The sequence below is a fragment of the Thermococcus pacificus genome (genome assembly GCF_002214485.1).
GTDB classification, from domain to species: Archaea; Methanobacteriota_B; Thermococci; order Thermococcales; family Thermococcaceae; genus Thermococcus; species Thermococcus pacificus.
This window is the reverse complement of record NZ_CP015102.1, coordinates 1772188-1785673: the sequence shown is the minus strand read 5'-3', so window position 1 is coordinate 1785673 and position 13486 is coordinate 1772188. Positions and strand designations below refer to the sequence as shown.

At 56.0% G+C, this 13486-nt stretch carries 18 protein-coding genes and 1 rRNA gene; 11 read left to right on the top strand and 8 right to left on the bottom strand.

Annotation, left to right across the window (positions count from 1 at the left end; genetic code table 11):
• Nucleotides 1-163: 163 nt before the first annotated feature.
• Together A3L08_RS09840 and A3L08_RS09835 are read left to right on the top strand one after the other, a co-directional pair.
• Nucleotides 164-451, top strand: a complete 288-nt coding sequence (locus tag A3L08_RS09840) for a hypothetical protein (RefSeq protein WP_088854840.1) — start codon at nt 164-166, stop codon at nt 449-451.
• A gap of 5 nt (nt 452-456) precedes the next feature.
• The gene (locus A3L08_RS09835; protein WP_088854839.1) at nt 457-879 is read left to right on the top strand and encodes a secondary thiamine-phosphate synthase enzyme YjbQ; all 423 of its coding nucleotides are present in this window, start codon (nt 457-459) and stop codon (nt 877-879) included.
• Between the two features lie 16 nt (nt 880-895).
• On the opposite strand, the gene A3L08_RS09830 is transcribed toward A3L08_RS09835, so the two are convergent.
• Nucleotides 896-1453 carry an Era-like GTP-binding protein gene (locus tag A3L08_RS09830; RefSeq protein ID WP_088854838.1) on the bottom strand — a complete coding sequence of 186 codons (558 nt, stop codon included), beginning with the start codon at nt 1451-1453 and terminating at the stop codon, nt 896-898.
• 49 nt (nt 1454-1502) lie between these two features.
• Here A3L08_RS09830 and A3L08_RS09825 point away from each other — a divergent pair, with 49 nt between their 5' ends.
• The 3 genes from A3L08_RS09825 (at nt 1503) to wtpA (ending at nt 3491) form a co-directional block, all read left to right on the top strand.
• Nucleotides 1503-1817 (top strand): GTP-binding protein, encoded by a 315-nt coding sequence (locus A3L08_RS09825; protein ID WP_088854837.1) that lies wholly within the window; start codon nt 1503-1505, stop codon nt 1815-1817.
• A 4-nt stretch (nt 1818-1821) separates the two neighbouring features.
• Complete coding sequence (locus tag A3L08_RS09820; protein WP_088854836.1) at nt 1822-2388, top strand: HD domain-containing protein; 567 nt, start codon at nt 1822-1824, stop codon at nt 2386-2388.
• 62 nt (nt 2389-2450) lie between these two features.
• The gene (gene wtpA, locus A3L08_RS09815; RefSeq protein ID WP_088854835.1) at nt 2451-3491 is read left to right on the top strand and encodes a tungstate ABC transporter substrate-binding protein WtpA; all 1041 of its coding nucleotides are present in this window, start codon (nt 2451-2453) and stop codon (nt 3489-3491) included.
• Nucleotides 3492-3547: 56 nt separating this feature from the next.
• Here wtpA and A3L08_RS09810 read toward each other — a convergent pair whose 3' ends face one another.
• Nucleotides 3548-3922 (bottom strand): type II toxin-antitoxin system PemK/MazF family toxin, encoded by a 375-nt coding sequence (locus A3L08_RS09810; protein WP_088854834.1) that lies wholly within the window; start codon nt 3920-3922, stop codon nt 3548-3550.
• Nucleotides 3906-4190 (bottom strand): ribbon-helix-helix domain-containing protein, encoded by a 285-nt coding sequence (locus A3L08_RS09805; protein ID WP_088854833.1) that lies wholly within the window; start codon nt 4188-4190, stop codon nt 3906-3908. Before A3L08_RS09805 ends, A3L08_RS09810 begins: the two co-directional genes overlap by 17 nt.
• 134 nt (nt 4191-4324) lie before the next feature.
• Between A3L08_RS09805 and wtpB the strand changes: the two genes are divergently transcribed.
• Together wtpB and wtpC are read left to right on the top strand one after the other, a co-directional pair.
• The gene (gene wtpB / locus A3L08_RS09800; RefSeq protein WP_088854832.1) at nt 4325-5071 is read left to right on the top strand and encodes a tungstate ABC transporter permease WtpB; all 747 of its coding nucleotides are present in this window, start codon (nt 4325-4327) and stop codon (nt 5069-5071) included.
• Complete coding sequence (gene wtpC, locus A3L08_RS09795) at nt 5064-6098, top strand: tungstate ABC transporter ATP-binding protein WtpC (RefSeq protein ID WP_088854831.1); 1035 nt, start codon at nt 5064-5066, stop codon at nt 6096-6098. Before wtpB ends, wtpC begins: the two co-directional genes overlap by 8 nt.
• Here wtpC and tsaA read toward each other — a convergent pair.
• Both tsaA and A3L08_RS09785 read right to left on the bottom strand, forming a co-directional pair.
• The gene (gene tsaA, locus A3L08_RS09790; RefSeq protein WP_088854830.1) at nt 6070-6735 is read right to left on the bottom strand and encodes a tRNA (N6-threonylcarbamoyladenosine(37)-N6)-methyltransferase TrmO; all 666 of its coding nucleotides are present in this window, start codon (nt 6733-6735) and stop codon (nt 6070-6072) included. The two genes, wtpC and tsaA, sit on opposite strands and share 29 nt — an antisense overlap.
• 39 nt (nt 6736-6774) lie before the next feature.
• Nucleotides 6775-8040 carry an adenosylhomocysteinase gene (locus A3L08_RS09785; RefSeq protein WP_088854829.1) on the bottom strand — a complete coding sequence of 422 codons (1266 nt, stop codon included), beginning with the start codon at nt 8038-8040 and terminating at the stop codon, nt 6775-6777.
• 53 nt (nt 8041-8093) lie between these two features.
• Between A3L08_RS09785 and A3L08_RS09780 the strand changes: the two genes are divergently transcribed.
• Nucleotides 8094-8672, top strand: coding sequence for a cyclase family protein (locus A3L08_RS09780; protein ID WP_088854828.1), 579 nt, complete (start codon nt 8094-8096; stop codon nt 8670-8672).
• Here the strand turns inward: A3L08_RS09780 and A3L08_RS09775 are convergent.
• Both A3L08_RS09775 and A3L08_RS09770 read right to left on the bottom strand, forming a co-directional pair.
• Complete coding sequence (locus A3L08_RS09775) at nt 8657-9031, bottom strand: ribonuclease P protein component 4 (protein ID WP_088854827.1); 375 nt, start codon at nt 9029-9031, stop codon at nt 8657-8659. The genes A3L08_RS09780 and A3L08_RS09775 overlap by 16 nt on opposite strands.
• A gap of 4 nt (nt 9032-9035) precedes the next feature.
• Entirely contained in the window at nt 9036-10547 is a 1512-nt protein-coding gene (locus A3L08_RS09770) for a hypothetical protein (RefSeq protein ID WP_088854826.1), read from the bottom strand.
• A 55-nt stretch (nt 10548-10602) separates the two neighbouring features.
• Between A3L08_RS09770 and rrf the strand changes: the two genes are divergently transcribed.
• The 3 genes from rrf (at nt 10603) to A3L08_RS09755 (ending at nt 12123) form a co-directional block, all read left to right on the top strand.
• Nucleotides 10603-10724: ribosomal RNA gene (gene rrf / locus A3L08_RS09765) — 5S ribosomal RNA — on the top strand.
• Nucleotides 10725-10799: 75 nt separating this feature from the next.
• Entirely contained in the window at nt 10800-11462 is a 663-nt protein-coding gene (locus A3L08_RS09760) for a protein-L-isoaspartate(D-aspartate) O-methyltransferase (protein WP_088854825.1), read from the top strand.
• A gap of 40 nt (nt 11463-11502) precedes the next feature.
• The gene (locus tag A3L08_RS09755) at nt 11503-12123 is read left to right on the top strand and encodes an HAD-IB family phosphatase (RefSeq protein WP_088854824.1); all 621 of its coding nucleotides are present in this window, start codon (nt 11503-11505) and stop codon (nt 12121-12123) included.
• A 155-nt stretch (nt 12124-12278) separates the two neighbouring features.
• Here the strand turns inward: A3L08_RS09755 and A3L08_RS09750 are convergent, their stop codons facing one another.
• Nucleotides 12279-13484, bottom strand: a complete 1206-nt coding sequence (locus tag A3L08_RS09750) for an A24 family peptidase C-terminal domain-containing protein (RefSeq protein WP_088854823.1) — start codon at nt 13482-13484, stop codon at nt 12279-12281.
• Between the last annotated feature and the right edge of the window lie 2 nt (nt 13485-13486).

Here is a 13486-nt window from a genome sequence, read left to right as displayed (position 1 = left end):
TCGATAGTGATGGCGGACGTGCCCACCATCTCGTCAAGGATGGTGACGTTGAGCGGGCGATAGATGCCGCCCTCGAGGTTCGCGACCCTAGGTTCTCCTCCATCCTCGTCTCCGAGATACTCATAAAGGCCCTCGAGCAAGAACTTCCGAGGAGGGTTAAGCAGTGGAACGGCTCAAGGCACTGATGGGAAAGAAGGGCAACCGCCTGGAGTTCACAGCGGACTTGGTGGATCTTCTCCTGACCGACAGGGAGCTCTACTCTGATGAAGTCCTCTTCAGGGACGCCGTAGAGGAGATATACTCAACGCTCCGCTCCGAAGCTCTGGAGAACGGCAGGAAAGACCTCGTGGAGGCCTACGAGAACGCCGTGCTGCTGAGGGCGGTCGTGACCGACAGGGTGAAGGGCGTCGAGGAGCTCCTGCTCGAGATAAAAAAGAACCTTCCGGGGTGATGCCCGTGCTCTTTGAGCTTGAGGTCCCGACTTCCGAGAGATTCCAGATAATAGATATAACCGACGAGGTTCAGAGGCTCGTATACCGCTCAAAGGTCAAGCACGGCATGGCTGTCGTCTTCACCAGACACACCACAACGGGTCTTTTCATAAATGAGGCCGAGAGCAGACTGATCGAGGACATAAAGGCGAAGATGAAGGAGCTCGTGCCGAGGGGTGCCGGATACTCCCATGACAGCCTCGATGGCAACGCCCACTCTCATATCAGGGCCAGCCTCCTTCTGAATCCGGAAGTTGTGGTTCCCATTGACCAGGCAGAGCTCCAGCTTGGCACCTGGCAGAGGATCCTCTTCGCCGAGCTCGACGGGCCGAGGCACAGGAAGGTTCTGGTTATGATATGCCCGTGCCCTGAGTTCCAGGAGGAGTGAGGCGTAGAAGGGCAAATTAGACGTACTGGGCATAGTGGGCCAGCTTCTCAAGCAGCTCGTTGAAGCCCTCGTAGGTGACCAGCGAGAGGGGGAGGGCATCCTGCTCAAGGCGCTTCTTTATAATCTCTCTTAGCTCCTCAACGCGCTCCCTCGGGACGAGGTCTATCTTGTTGATGACCACTATTATTGGCTTCTCGTAGCGGAACTTCAGCATGTGGTGGAGCTTCTCCATGCCCCTGTGCAATCCAACGGTGGCATCGACCATGTGAATGATTATGTCTGCTGAAACTATCTCGTTGATTATGTCCTTAAAGCGCTCCTCACTCAGAACCTTCCCGCGGAGCTCCCTATGGGGATCAAAGAGGCCCGCCGTGTCTATGAGAACGAACTCGTCTGCCCCTCCGAGGGGATTCTTCATACCCTTCGGTATCTTGAGCTTGCCAAAGCGCCGCCTTATCACTCCCTTCGTCGTCCCCGGCAGGTCCTCGACCTCGCTCACCTTTCCGCCTATGAGAGCATTCATGAGCGTTGACTTGCCGGCGTTCTCCGCACCTATAATCGCAACCTTTATCATACCCTCACCCTTAGGGGGTGGTGGATCAGGGAATATAAAGGTGATGAGCATGCCCAAGCGGGTCAAACTCGGCCATCATTACTATTACATAGTTACGGTTGATCAGCTCAATTCCGGCAGTTTCAGGGGCAAGAACGTTGTTATCGAGGGCGTTATTGAGGACAAGCCCGTCGTCGAGTTCCTCCCTATGGAACTCCCTGGCTACAGAACCACGTTTAAAGTTTCCGGTATCAGAGTCGAGTTCTCTGGCAGTCCCTGCATCGGTCTGGGGGACAGCGTCCGCGTCTACGGCCGCTTCCTCGGGGACTGCATAATGGCGAGTGCTATCGAGACGGAGAGGGCGCTCTTCACAACCGAGGAGTGAGGTGATGGTAGTGTCTCTTTTGGAGCTTTTTCTCGAAGCAGGGAACCTCAAGAGGCTCCCGAGGACAGGCTGGCTCCTGCGGGGGGTTCCCGTCCCTGAGAGCATAGCCGATCACAGCTTCAGAACCGCTCTTATGGTTCTCTTCCTCGCGGACGAGCTGAAGGCCAAAGGCGTTGAAATCAACACCGAGAAAGCCATTAGAATGGCTATCCTCCACGATTTGGCCGAGACCAGGATAACCGACGTTCCACTAACAGCACAGAGGTATCTGGACAAAGGAAAAGGTGAAAGAGAAGCGTTTATGGAGATGCTCTCCTCCGTTGGCCGTAGGGACCTCTTGAGTCTCTTTGGTGAGTACGAGAACGAAACGAGCATCGAGGGCAGGCTCGTTAAGTTCGCGGACAGGCTGGAGATGCTTATCCAGGCCTATGAATACGAGAAAGCTGGATTCGGGGACCTCGACGAGTTCTGGGGTGCTGTTGAAAAGCTGAGGGAGAACGAGCTTTACATGCATTTCAAGGATCTCCTTGATGGTCTCGTGGAGCTGAGAAAACAAAAACGCTTACGTTAATTCTTTTATTTACTCAAAATGTTTAAATACTCGCTTCTGTCCATTCCCACTGGTGAGGTCAGGTGAAGCTTAGAGGAGTGCTTCTGCTCGTTGTAATGGCTGTGGCCGTTCTTGCGGCCGGCTGTATCGGTGGTTCTAACGGCTCCAGCGGTTCAAACCTGGAAGAAAAGACGCTCATAGTTTTTCACGCCGGCTCTCTCAGTGTTCCTTTCCAGCAGCTGGAGAAGGAGTTCTCTGACTACGCCGAAAAGAACCTCGGCGTTAAGGTCACCTTCCAGGACGAGGCGAGTGGTAGTGTTAAGGCCGTCAGAAAGGTAACCGATCTCGGGAAGAAGGCCGACATAGTTGCCGTCGCGGACTACACGCTCATTCCCCAGCTCATGGTTCCCAACTACACGGACTTCTACGTCCTCTTCGCGACGAACGAGATAGTCATAGCGTTCACCAACGAGAGCAAGTACGCGGACGAGATAGACTCTGACAACTGGTACGAAATCCTCGCGAGGCCTGGCGTCACCTTCGGTTTTTCAGACCCGAACCAGGACCCCTGCGGCTATCGCTCGGTCATGGTCATGAAGCTGGCCGACCTCTACTACGGAAAACCTGCCTTTGAGACCCTCGTCGAGAAGAACACGAACATCTACGCCAACGGAACCCACATCTACGTCCCCAAGGAGATTCAGCTCAAAACCAACAAGGTCGTCATAAGGCCGAAGGAGACCGATTTGACCGGCCTCGTTGAGAGTGGAAGCCTCGACTACTTCTTCATCTACAAGAGCGTCGCGGAGCAACACAACCTCCGCTACATTACCCTCCCGGATGAGATTAACCTCAGGGACTTCGGCAGGGCCGACTTCTATGGCCAGGTGAGCATAACTCTCGGCTCGACCGGGAAGACAATCAAGGCCAAGCCAATCGTTTACGGCGTCACCGTTCCCAAGGACGCACCCAACAGGGAGCTCGCCATCGAGTTCCTCAAGTTCCTCCTCGGCGAGAACGGCCAGAGGGTATTCAGGGAGAACCATCAGGACTTCCTCAACCCGCCGGTGGCCTTCGGGAACGTGCCAGAGGAGATAAAGGCGCTGGTCAAGGTCGAGGGGTGAGGTTTTATCTCCAATCCCCTCGAACTCTCTCACTTTTCGCTCTACCCTGAAACCTTCTAATCAAAGAGCTTCTTGAGCTTTTCTTTAACCTCGTCCGCTTTTTCTTCTGACAGGACTCCGACCTTGAAGCGAACCTCTCTCTTGGATACAGAGAACACCATGTAGGGCTTTACAAGACTGGGACGCATGAAGGCATCGCCGTAGAGGCACACATCACCGGGCTCTATAAAAACGTTGTACTCCTTGAACCCGCTTGAGAGGTTGGACGTTATCTGGCAGACGACCACGCTGTTGCTAATCCGGTTGAAGTCTGAGTTCGAGAGCACCAGAACCGGCCGTAGCTTTTTCTTTGGCGAGTCCGAAAATGGGAATTCAAGGAGGACTACCTCCCACTGTCTCAGTCCTCTTGGAGCCTCACATCTCCTGCTCATACCTCACACCCTTGATTTTATCCCAGTACTCATCGGCCTCGCTTTCCCAGTCTTCAGCGAGAATGGGCTCGATGGCCCTCTTTGCAAGGCGGATGAACTCCTCATCTGGGGCTTCCTCGATAATGGCCCTCTTCCTCACAAGAAAATCACGCAGGGCCTCTTTGATGACCTCGCTTCTGTTTGAGTAGTATCCTGCATTGACTAAGCGGTCAATTTCCGCCACGAGGGCTGGTGGTATCCTCGCGGTGATCTTAACACTGGTTCCCATTTGGCTCACCTATGGGTTTATATGTCGGACAATATAAAAGCTTTGTTCCAAGCATTCCTAGGTAGAATCGGGTTAGCTCTTCTGTTTAACCTCCCCAAAAAAGCTTAAAATAATCTGTCATTAGGTTCTTAAGAATGAGGCGCGACTACACCCTCTATCTCTTCGCCACAATTGGGAGCTTCTTGGTAGTTTACATAGCCCTCCCTTTAGTCGTCATATTCCTCAAGCAGGCCGCTGACCTTAGAATGCTTATCAAGACGCTCCACGACCCCCTCGTCATCGAGTCCCTCCGCAACTCCCTTCTAACGGCCACTGCGACCGCTCTCATAGCGCTCCTCTTCGGCGTCCCCCTCGGCTACGTCCTGGCCAGAAAGGAGTTCCCAGGAAAGAGCCTCGTCCAGGCCCTCGTTGATGTTCCAATAGTAATCCCCCACTCCGTCGTCGGCATAATGCTCCTCGTCACCTTCTCAAACGCCATCCTTGACAGCTACACCGGGATAATCGCGGCCATGCTCTTTGTCTCGGCCCCCTTCACGATAAACGCCGCGAGGGATGGCTTTCTCGCGGTTGACGAGAAGCTGGAGCAGGTAGCAAGAACCCTCGGCGCCTCAAGGCTGAGGGCCTTCTCCTCCATAGCGCTGCCCATGGCGTTTCCGGCTATAGCGAGCGGGGCGATAATGACGTGGGCGAGGGCTATAAGCGAGGTGGGTGCGATACTCATCGTTGCCTACTACCCCAAGACCGCCCAGGTTCTCGTCATGGAGTATTTCAACAACTACGGGCTGAGGGCGTCGAGGCCAATCTCCGTGATCCTCGTTGCGATGAGTCTGGCCATCTTCGTGCTCCTGCGCTGGCTCGTCGGGAGGGCGAAAAATGCTTGAGGTAAATTCCGTCTCCAAGGATTACAAGGAGTTCAAGCTCAGGGACATCACGTTTGACGTGAGGGAGGGGGAGCACTTCATAATCCTCGGCCCGAGCGGCGCCGGGAAGACGGTTCTCCTTGAGGTGATCGCTGGCATAATAGAACCAGACTCGGGGAGGGTATACTTAAACGGGGAGGACGTGACGGACTTGCCCCCGGAAAAGCGAGGGTTGGCTTACATCCCTCAGAACTACGCCCTCTTCCCCCATATGAGCGTCTTTGACAACATAGCCTTCGGTCTGAGGCTGAGGAAGCTCCCGAAGGCTGAGGTGGAGAGGAAGGTCCGTGAAATAGCGGAGGTTCTGGACATAGGCCACCTCCTGGGCAGAAAGCCGAAAACCCTTAGCGGCGGGGAGAGCCAGCGCGTTGCTATAGCGAGGGCTCTGGTTGTCGAGCCGCCCCTAATCCTCATGGACGAGCCCTTCGCGAACCTCGACGTCCAGACGCGCTCAAGACTCATCAACGAGATGAAGCGCTGGAGGAAGGAGCTTGGCTTCACGGCCTTACACGTCACCCACTCCTTCGAGGAGGCCGTCAGTTTAGGCGACCGCGTCGGAGTCATGCTCAACGGAAGACTCGTCCAGGTTGGGAGCGTGAGGGAGGTCTTCTCAAGGCCCGCTAGCGAGGACGTGGCCCGCTTTTTGGGCTTCGAGAACATAATCGAGGGAACCGCTAACGGCAGGGTTCTCAGAGCGAACGGCGTCGAGATCGAGCTGCCCGTTGAGGTTCATGGGAGAATCCGCGTGGGTCTGAGACCGGAGGACATAATCCTCTCCCTCGAGCCCCTCAGGAGCTCCGCGAGGAACGAGTTTAAGGCTGTGGTTGATTCGGTTGAAGAGCTCGGCCCCCTCGTGAGGGTGCACCTCTTCGTTGGTGGCCTTCATCTCAGGGCGTTCATCACGCGCTCCTCGATGCTGGAGATGGGAATAAGACCCGGAAAGGAAGTTTACGCGAGCTTCAAGGCGAGCGCCCTTCACGTGTTCTGAGCCTGTCCTTTATCTCCACTGGGAGGGCATCGTAAGCTTCCCTCATGGCGTCAATCAGCTCGACAAGCTCCTCCGCCGTTAGGGTTGTCGTCTTTGGCCCGATTTCAAGGATTAGCGCATCGTACTCCTCGGGAGAGACCTCCTCAAGCTCGTCTAAGTGCTCGCTTTTCCTCGGAATAACGTTTACTTCCCCTATCATACGGCCTCCTCTGATGTGGGCTTCTCTCTCCTCTATGGTCACTTCATTGGGACAGTCGTAGCGCTCGACGAATATCTTGATGTCCACCACTGGCGTTTCGTCCATCGCGTCTATCCAGTCGATGTAGAGGCGATTTCCAGCTATGCGGTGGACTCTGACGGTGTAGAGCGCTACCGGATTCGGCCTGTAGGGGGAGCGCGTGGCGAAGACTCCCCTCAGCGGGTTCTTCGGGTTGCCGTGGGGATGAACTTTGAGGACTCTCCTCCTCTCAGGCGTATCGCTCCCGTGGAACCAGAGAATTAGCTTTACCCAGTCGCCCTCGCGGAGACCCTCCATGGCTTCCCTGAACTCTGGGAAGATTTCGATAAACGTTTCCTGGAGTTCCTCGTTCTTTCTAACATATCCGACGGGGACGATCTTGAAGGGTTCAAATTCCATAAAAAGCCCCCCGGAAAACAAAGAGGAGAGTGGGAAAACTCACGTCCCGTGCTCCCAGCTTTCAAGGTATCTCCTCTGCTCCTCCGTGAGCTCCTCGATCTTTATCCCCATCGAGGCGAGCTTTATCCTGGCGACCATCTCATCTATCTCCCTCGGGAGCACGTAAACCTTGGGTTCCAGCTTCTCGTGGTTTTCCAGTATGTACTCGGCCGCTTTCGCCTGAAGGGCGAAGCTCATGTCCATTATCTCCGCCGGGTGGCCGTCGGCCGCCGCCAAATTAACGAGCCTTCCGTCCGCTAATAGGTAGAGCCTCCTTCCATCGGCCATTTTGTACTCCCTTATGTTGGGCCTGACCTCGTTTATCTCCACAGAAAGGGCCTCGAGGTCGGGCTTGCTTATCTCGACGTCGAAGTGGCCGGCGTTCGCCATTATGACGCCGTCCTTCATGAGCTCGAAGTGTTCCTTCCTTATGCAGTTGATGTCCCCCGTTGAGGTGACGAAGATATCTCCAACCTTGGCTGCGCTTTTCATGTCCATTACGAGGAAGCCGTCCATTCTCGCTTCCAGTGCCCTTATCGGGTCGACTTCGACAACAATGACAGTTGCTCCTAATCCCCTGGCCCTCATCGCTATTCCGCGACCGCACCAGCCGTAGCCGACCACAACGACGTTTTTGCCCGCCACGAGGAGGTTTGTCGTCCTTATTATGCCGTCCCACGTTGACTGTCCCGTCCCGTAGCGGTTGTCGAAGAGGTATTTGGTGTAGGAGTCGTTAACGGCTATGATCGGGAACTTAAGAACGCCGTCCTTCTCCATCGCCCTCAGGCGTATCACGCCAGTCGTGGTCTCTTCACTCGCGCCCCATATTTCGGGAATTAGTTCTGGCCTTTCCTTGAGAACGGTGCTCACCATGTCCGCTCCATCGTCTATGATGATGTTCGGTTCTATGTCCAAAGCTTTGTGCATGAACTCGTAGTACTGCTCCTTGTCCTCCCCCCTTATCGCGTAGACCTTGACGCCTGCCTTCGCCAGAGCGGCAACAACGTCGTCCTGCGTCGAGAGAGGGTTGCTCGCTGCCGCTGAAACCTCTGCTCCACCAGCTTTGAGCGTCAGAAGGAGGAAAGCGGTCTTCATCTCAAGGTGGAGCGTCGTGGCGATTCTAACCCCCTTGAAGGGCTTCCTCTTCTCGAAATCGGCCCTTATGTGCTGAAGAACCGGCATAAAGCGCGAGACCCAGTCTATCTTCTTCTCCCCGCTCGGGGCGAGGCTTAAATCCTTAACGCAGTAGTCCTTCGTGCAGTCCACACTGATCACCGCAGGGTTTTTAATCTAAGAGATTAAAAAGGATTGGTGTTCCCATGATAGTCGACCTCTCCATGCCCATCTCGGAGGAGACGCCGGTTTACCCCGACGATCCACCCGTTGGAATAAAGCTCTGGGCCGTCATCGACAGGGACGGCTACTACATGAACGCTCTCAAGATGGGTGAGCACACGGGGACGCACGTCGACGCTCCAGCCCACTTCATACCCGGCGGAAAGACAGTCGACGAGATGCCCCTGGAAAAGTTTATCGGAGAGGGACTCGTTCTGGACGTCCGCGGTGGGGAGGGGGAGATAAAGCTCGACGAGATTCCCGATTCGGGCTACTTCGACAGGGTGGTACTGTTCCTGACCGGTGGGAGGGGGCTTTCGCCTGAAGTTGCTCTGTTCATTGTTGCGGAGGGTGCAAAAGCTGTCGGCACCGATGCAATGAGCATCGGCGACGATGCGGTTCACAAGATACTCCTGAGCGCGGAAGTCCCTGTTTTTGAGAACCTGACCAATCTCGAGGCCCTGCTTGGCAAGGAGTTCACTTTCATAGCCCTTCCGCTGAAAATAGAGGGCGGCTCGGGGAGCCCGGTGCGGGCCGTGGCAGTGATTCACTCCGGAGACTGACGCTCCTTCCGTCTCCGCTCCTTATGCTCCCTCAGGTAGGGGTACCTCATGATGTGACCGCAGCTGAGGCACTTAATCACCACATGCGGATAGGGTTTGCTCCTGAGCCTCACGACCGCGTTCTTCCCGGGGACGAGGAAGGAGTGACACCTCTTGCAGTACCTTCTCTTCCACTTCCTCGGCATTCGTATCTTTGCCTTCTGCTGGACAGCGAGTGCTATCTCGACGTAGCGGTTCGCCAGCTCCGGCTCGTGGGGAAAAACGCGCTCCGCGAGGGTGAACAGCCGGTCCACCCTTTCCCTGGCGACTTTCCTCTTCTCCCTCTGTTCCTTCTGGCGTATGAACTTCTTTTTTGACATGGTATCACCGTATGGGTCTGATCTTTCCCGGGAACGGCTCGTAAACGTAGCCGGTTGCTATAAACTTCTCGGTTATCTCCAGCGCATCCTCCCTCTGGAAGCCGTCCTTGACCAGCTCGCGGATGAACTCCTCCTTCGTGACCTCACCCGAGGGGCTCACGGAAGCTAGGTCGTGGAGTATCTCCAGCGCCCTCTGGGCCTTGAGCGTTCCCGGAACGTAGGCTCTGTACTCCCTCAGGAGCCTCATCATCTCTCTGGGGCGGTCTTTGAGGACGACCATCCAGTCGTTTACTATGGCCTCGTTTATCAGTTTGACCTCCCTCGCCGCCCGTTTCGTGACCCTGCCATTGAACCTGACTATCGAGCCGAACACTCTCTTTCCGAGCTCCGCTCTCAGCTTCACGTTCATTGGTCCGCTCGGTGCCGTCAACGCCCTGAACGGATCTCCGTAGTCGTCCCTCGATTCTTTGAGCCACCGCAGGAGCTCCTCCTCAAGCAAGCGGGTCTTCTCACGGTCGAGGGCCTTGTGCTTTTCCCTCTGGATAAAGACGGTCACGAGGAGGTTGGGTATGAGCTGGAGGAACTCGCGGTTTTCCTCAAAGTAGGGCTTTTCCTCCGAGGGGACGAGAACGAAGGGCGTCTCCGAAAGCCTCGCCATCCTGTCGAGAGGATCAGCGTCGAGGTTCCTCGGGAGCAGCCCTATAGCCCGCTTGCTAACGATGTCCCCTGCGACCTTTTTGGGGAGCTTGACGAGCCCCCTCTTCGTCAGGGGGGTGTAGTACCTCATGTCGCTTGCGTTCGGGTTCCCAAGGCGGAAGTCTATCCCCAGGAACGGGTCGTCCACCTCTATAACCCGCTCACTGCCCAGGCGGACCTCCCAGGGGAGGTTTGAGTGGAAGTACTTGAAGGCCTTCCAGAGTGCGAGGAGTCCAGAATCGTCCCGGTATTTAAACACGGTGAACTCGAAACCCTCTCCCCAGCTCTCCCCGATTATGTACGGTACACCGTAGACCGAGTAGATGAGGGCGTTCCTCATGTCGTCGCGCAGATAGACCGTTCTCTCGAAGAGGTCAACGACCTCGGATTTGCTAAGGGCGAACTCCTGGTAGTCCTTCCAGTAGTCCGGGTAGTCCATCCCCTCGATCGAACTCGCGTATACCACCCTCATGTTGCCCCAGGGGTAGGCGTCTATTATCCCCCTCACCAGAACGTAGTTTCCCGGCTTCACTTCCCCGGAGACCAGTGTTTCTTCGGTCGCCCTTATGACCAGGTACGTCCGAAAGTCGTTTTCCCCGAGACTTGCCAGTTCTGAGGGCGGGAGCGGTGAGAGGAGGTAGTAGACTGCGTCTCTTGGGGCGTTGGGCGGTTTTCTGGCGAGCAGAAATCCCTTTAGCTCAACGTCCTCCCCGTTCTTTAGAGTTTGGATGGTTTTCTGGAACTCCCTGACCCGCCTACCCGGGCTCAGTGGCTCCCTCGTCCGCTCCAGACTCAACAGCTCCAGTATCTCCCTCTCCATCGACGGTTCTATGGACCGTAAAGTTTATAAACCCTCCGCGGCAGGTATGTATCGGTACGGCGGTCATAGCGGCGGGGTCACACCCGGTCTCGTTTCGACCCCGGAAGTTAAGCCCGCCAGCGATCCCGGGTGTACTGCCCTCCGAGAGGGGGCGGGAAACCGGGGACGCCGCCGGCCACTATTCCAACTTCTCCCCACAGCTTATCCGCAAGCGTTAAATCTTTTCCTGCGTATTCTCTCGCGATGAGCGTTATGGTCGATGAGGAGGAACTTCTGAGGAGATGGGAGAAAACTGTTGAGCAGCTTTTCCGCGAAGGAGTTATCAAAAGCGAACCCGTTAGGCGGGCTTTTCTGAAGTATCCGCGCTACCTCTTCGTTGAGGAGCGCTATAAGAAGTACGCCCACGTAGACGAGCCACTGCCGATTCCTGCAGGGCAGACTATCTCGGCACCCCATATGGTCGCCATAATGCTGGAGCTCGCCGACTTACGGCCGGGGCTTAACGTTCTCGAGATAGGGACTGGTAGCGGATGGAACGCTGCCCTTATATCTGAACTCGTGAAGACCGATGTTTACACCGTGGAGAGGCTCCCCGAGCTTGTCGAGTTCGCGAGAAAGAACCTTGAGAGGGCGGGGGTTAAGAACGTCCATGTAATCCTCGGGGACGGTAGCAAGGGATTCCCTCCCAAAGCCCCATACGACAGGATAATCGTGACTGCCGGGGCACCGGAGGTGCCGAGGCCACTCATTCAACAGCTCAACCCGGGGGGAAAGCTCATAATCCCAGTCGGAAGCTACCATCTCTGGCAGGATCTGTACATCATCGATAAGACCGAGACGGGGAAAATCAAAAAGAGGCGCTGGGGTGGCGTTGCCTTCGTGCCCCTGGTCGGGGAATACGGCTGGAACGAGTAGGCTTTTAAGCTCTCAGACGGCCTTTCTTTAAGGTGGTACCATGGTCAGGCTCATCGCTTTCGACCTTGAGGGAACGCTCGTTAAATCCATCTCGAGCTGGGTGGAGCTGCACAAGAAGTTCGGCACGTGGGAGAAGGGAAAGGAGTACGCCGAGCTCTTCTTCTCTGGAGAAATCGACTACGTGAAGTGGGCCGAGTTAGATTCGTCCCTCTGGAAGGGCCACACGCGGGATGAAATTCTTGAGTGGGCTAATTCCGTTGAGTACATGGACGGCGCAGAGGAGCTCATCGAGTTCCTTAGGAAAAACGACTTCAAAATAGCCATCCTCTCGAGCGGTCTGATGTGCCTCGCTGGGAGGATAGCGCGGGAGCTCGGGGTTGACTACGTCTACGCCAACGAGCTGATATTCGACGAGAATGGAGTCGTTACGGGAAAGGTGAACCCGCTGGTGGACTTCAAGAGCAAGGGAGTCATTCTGCGCGAGCTGAAAGAGGAGTTGAAGCCCAAGCTTACAGTGGCAGTTGGTGACGGCTACAACGACATAAGCATGTTTCGCGAGGCAGACGTTGCGATAGCGATAAACCCGCACGAGGGCGTTGAGGGCGACCACAACGTCGAGAGCCTCAGGGAAGTGAAGGAGATAATCGCCGGCCTGATCTGAGGGGTCGGGGAAGGGCGTGCTCATCACTCTTCAGCAAAGCAAAAGCTCGTCATCCCCCTGTCGGCCCGGCCGGAATCCCCGCTTCACCCCTCCGCGGGGTGGGCGGACGCCGGGCCGGCGAATGGAGTTTGGGGGTGCGGGGTTAAAAGCCTAACTCACATCCCCGCTATCTTCACCTGAATCCACCAGAAGATGTCGCCCCAGAAGTAGCTGATGAGGAAGCCGAGGAAGAGGGCCGGGGCGAAGGGCATGGACTTTTTCCTCAAAAAGCGGTTCTCGAGTTTTCCCTCCTCGACCAGCTTCCTGAGCTCCTCTATCTGCTCTCTCCTAAGGCCCTCCGCGGTTGGGGACGCTATTATCCTCCCGTAGTCCGGTCTGAGGAGGGATGGGTCGGCCGAAGTTACGGCGTTCTTCATGCGGGTGAAGAGGTCGCTCCTGTCCCTGAGGACCTCCCCTTCCCTCTCGAACACCGTCTCCCCGAGTATGTCCCACTCCTCGAGCTCCTCAACGGGCACATCCTCCATGAGGACACCCGTTCTCATGAACCTGGCTAGGGAGAAGAACACCTTGAAGAGATAGAGCATCGCCAGAAGCTTAAGGAAAGCCCTCGCCATCGGCAGGGGATCGGTGTAGAGGAGGTAAGCAAGCACCGCGAGTCCGATTACGTCGCCAGCCTTCCTGAACTTCCCGAGGACGTATATCACCACTATCGTGAAGAGCCACGACCATATCCCCACTATGGCCACTCCGGTAAAGTCGTAGAGAATCAGCCTGAAGCCGAGGGCTGCCATTATCCACAGGGAGACCTCGGCGGTGAGCCTCGCCCCATCGGTGAATATGCGCCTGAGCTCGTCAAACTGCCTTCTGAGGAGTATAACGCCGAAGGCGTAGAGGAATATGAAAGGGAATATCGCGATGAGGCTGTTGAGAAGTATCGTCAGGGGATAGAGGGGATAGCCGACCGCGTACGGCGGAACCAGGGAAGCGTTCTCCGGGGGATAAGGAAGCAGGGCCGAGAAGCCCGCGAGGATGAGGACGTCACCGCTGGCCCAGGCACCGATGTAGTACAGCAGGAGGCCGAGAATGAGGCCGAGGACGAAGCCTACCAGCCCGGAGACCGCGAGAAGGGTGTTGTCCTCCTTAAGCCCAAGGTAGAGGTAGTAAAGGATTCCCACCTCGACCGCTGGGATAGGGATTTTATCGAGCAGTCCCTCGCTCTCCTCGCCCTCCCATCCTCGCAGCTTTCCGATGAGCGCGAGGGTCGGGAAGACGTTTATATCGTCTATAAAACCGGTCTTCAGGTCGGTGTATGAAGTAATAGCTCCCATAACCAGCCCCAGAAGTAGGGGAGCGTATCCCATGA

What these genes read in the sequence shown, in the direction of transcription:
- wtpB (WP_088854832.1), top strand. Translation starts at nt 4,325, where the DNA reads ATGAGGCGCGACTACACCCTCTATCTCTTCGCCACAATTGGGAGCTTC.
- A3L08_RS09820 (WP_088854836.1), top strand. Translation starts at nt 1,822, where the DNA reads ATGGTAGTGTCTCTTTTGGAGCTTTTTCTCGAAGCAGGGAACCTCAAG.
- A3L08_RS09810 (WP_088854834.1), bottom strand. Translation starts at nt 3,922, where the DNA reads ATGAGCAGGAGATGTGAGGCTCCAAGAGGACTGAGACAGTGGGAGGTA.
- A3L08_RS09760 (WP_088854825.1), top strand. Translation starts at nt 10,800, where the DNA reads ATGGTCGATGAGGAGGAACTTCTGAGGAGATGGGAGAAAACTGTTGAG.
- A3L08_RS09770 (WP_088854826.1), bottom strand. Translation starts at nt 10,547, where the DNA reads ATGGAGAGGGAGATACTGGAGCTGTTGAGTCTGGAGCGGACGAGGGAG.
- A3L08_RS09805 (WP_088854833.1), bottom strand. Translation starts at nt 4,190, where the DNA reads ATGGGAACCAGTGTTAAGATCACCGCGAGGATACCACCAGCCCTCGTG.
- A3L08_RS09775 (WP_088854827.1), bottom strand. Translation starts at nt 9,031, where the DNA reads ATGTCAAAAAAGAAGTTCATACGCCAGAAGGAACAGAGGGAGAAGAGG.
- A3L08_RS09825 (WP_088854837.1), top strand. Translation starts at nt 1,503, where the DNA reads ATGCCCAAGCGGGTCAAACTCGGCCATCATTACTATTACATAGTTACG.
- tsaA (WP_088854830.1), bottom strand. Translation starts at nt 6,735, where the DNA reads ATGGAATTTGAACCCTTCAAGATCGTCCCCGTCGGATATGTTAGAAAG.
- wtpC (WP_088854831.1), top strand. Translation starts at nt 5,064, where the DNA reads ATGCTTGAGGTAAATTCCGTCTCCAAGGATTACAAGGAGTTCAAGCTC.
- A3L08_RS09750 (WP_088854823.1), bottom strand. Translation starts at nt 13,484, where the DNA reads ATGGGATACGCTCCCCTACTTCTGGGGCTGGTTATGGGAGCTATTACT.
- A3L08_RS09780 (WP_088854828.1), top strand. Translation starts at nt 8,094, where the DNA reads ATGATAGTCGACCTCTCCATGCCCATCTCGGAGGAGACGCCGGTTTAC.
- A3L08_RS09755 (WP_088854824.1), top strand. Translation starts at nt 11,503, where the DNA reads ATGGTCAGGCTCATCGCTTTCGACCTTGAGGGAACGCTCGTTAAATCC.
- A3L08_RS09830 (WP_088854838.1), bottom strand. Translation starts at nt 1,453, where the DNA reads ATGATAAAGGTTGCGATTATAGGTGCGGAGAACGCCGGCAAGTCAACG.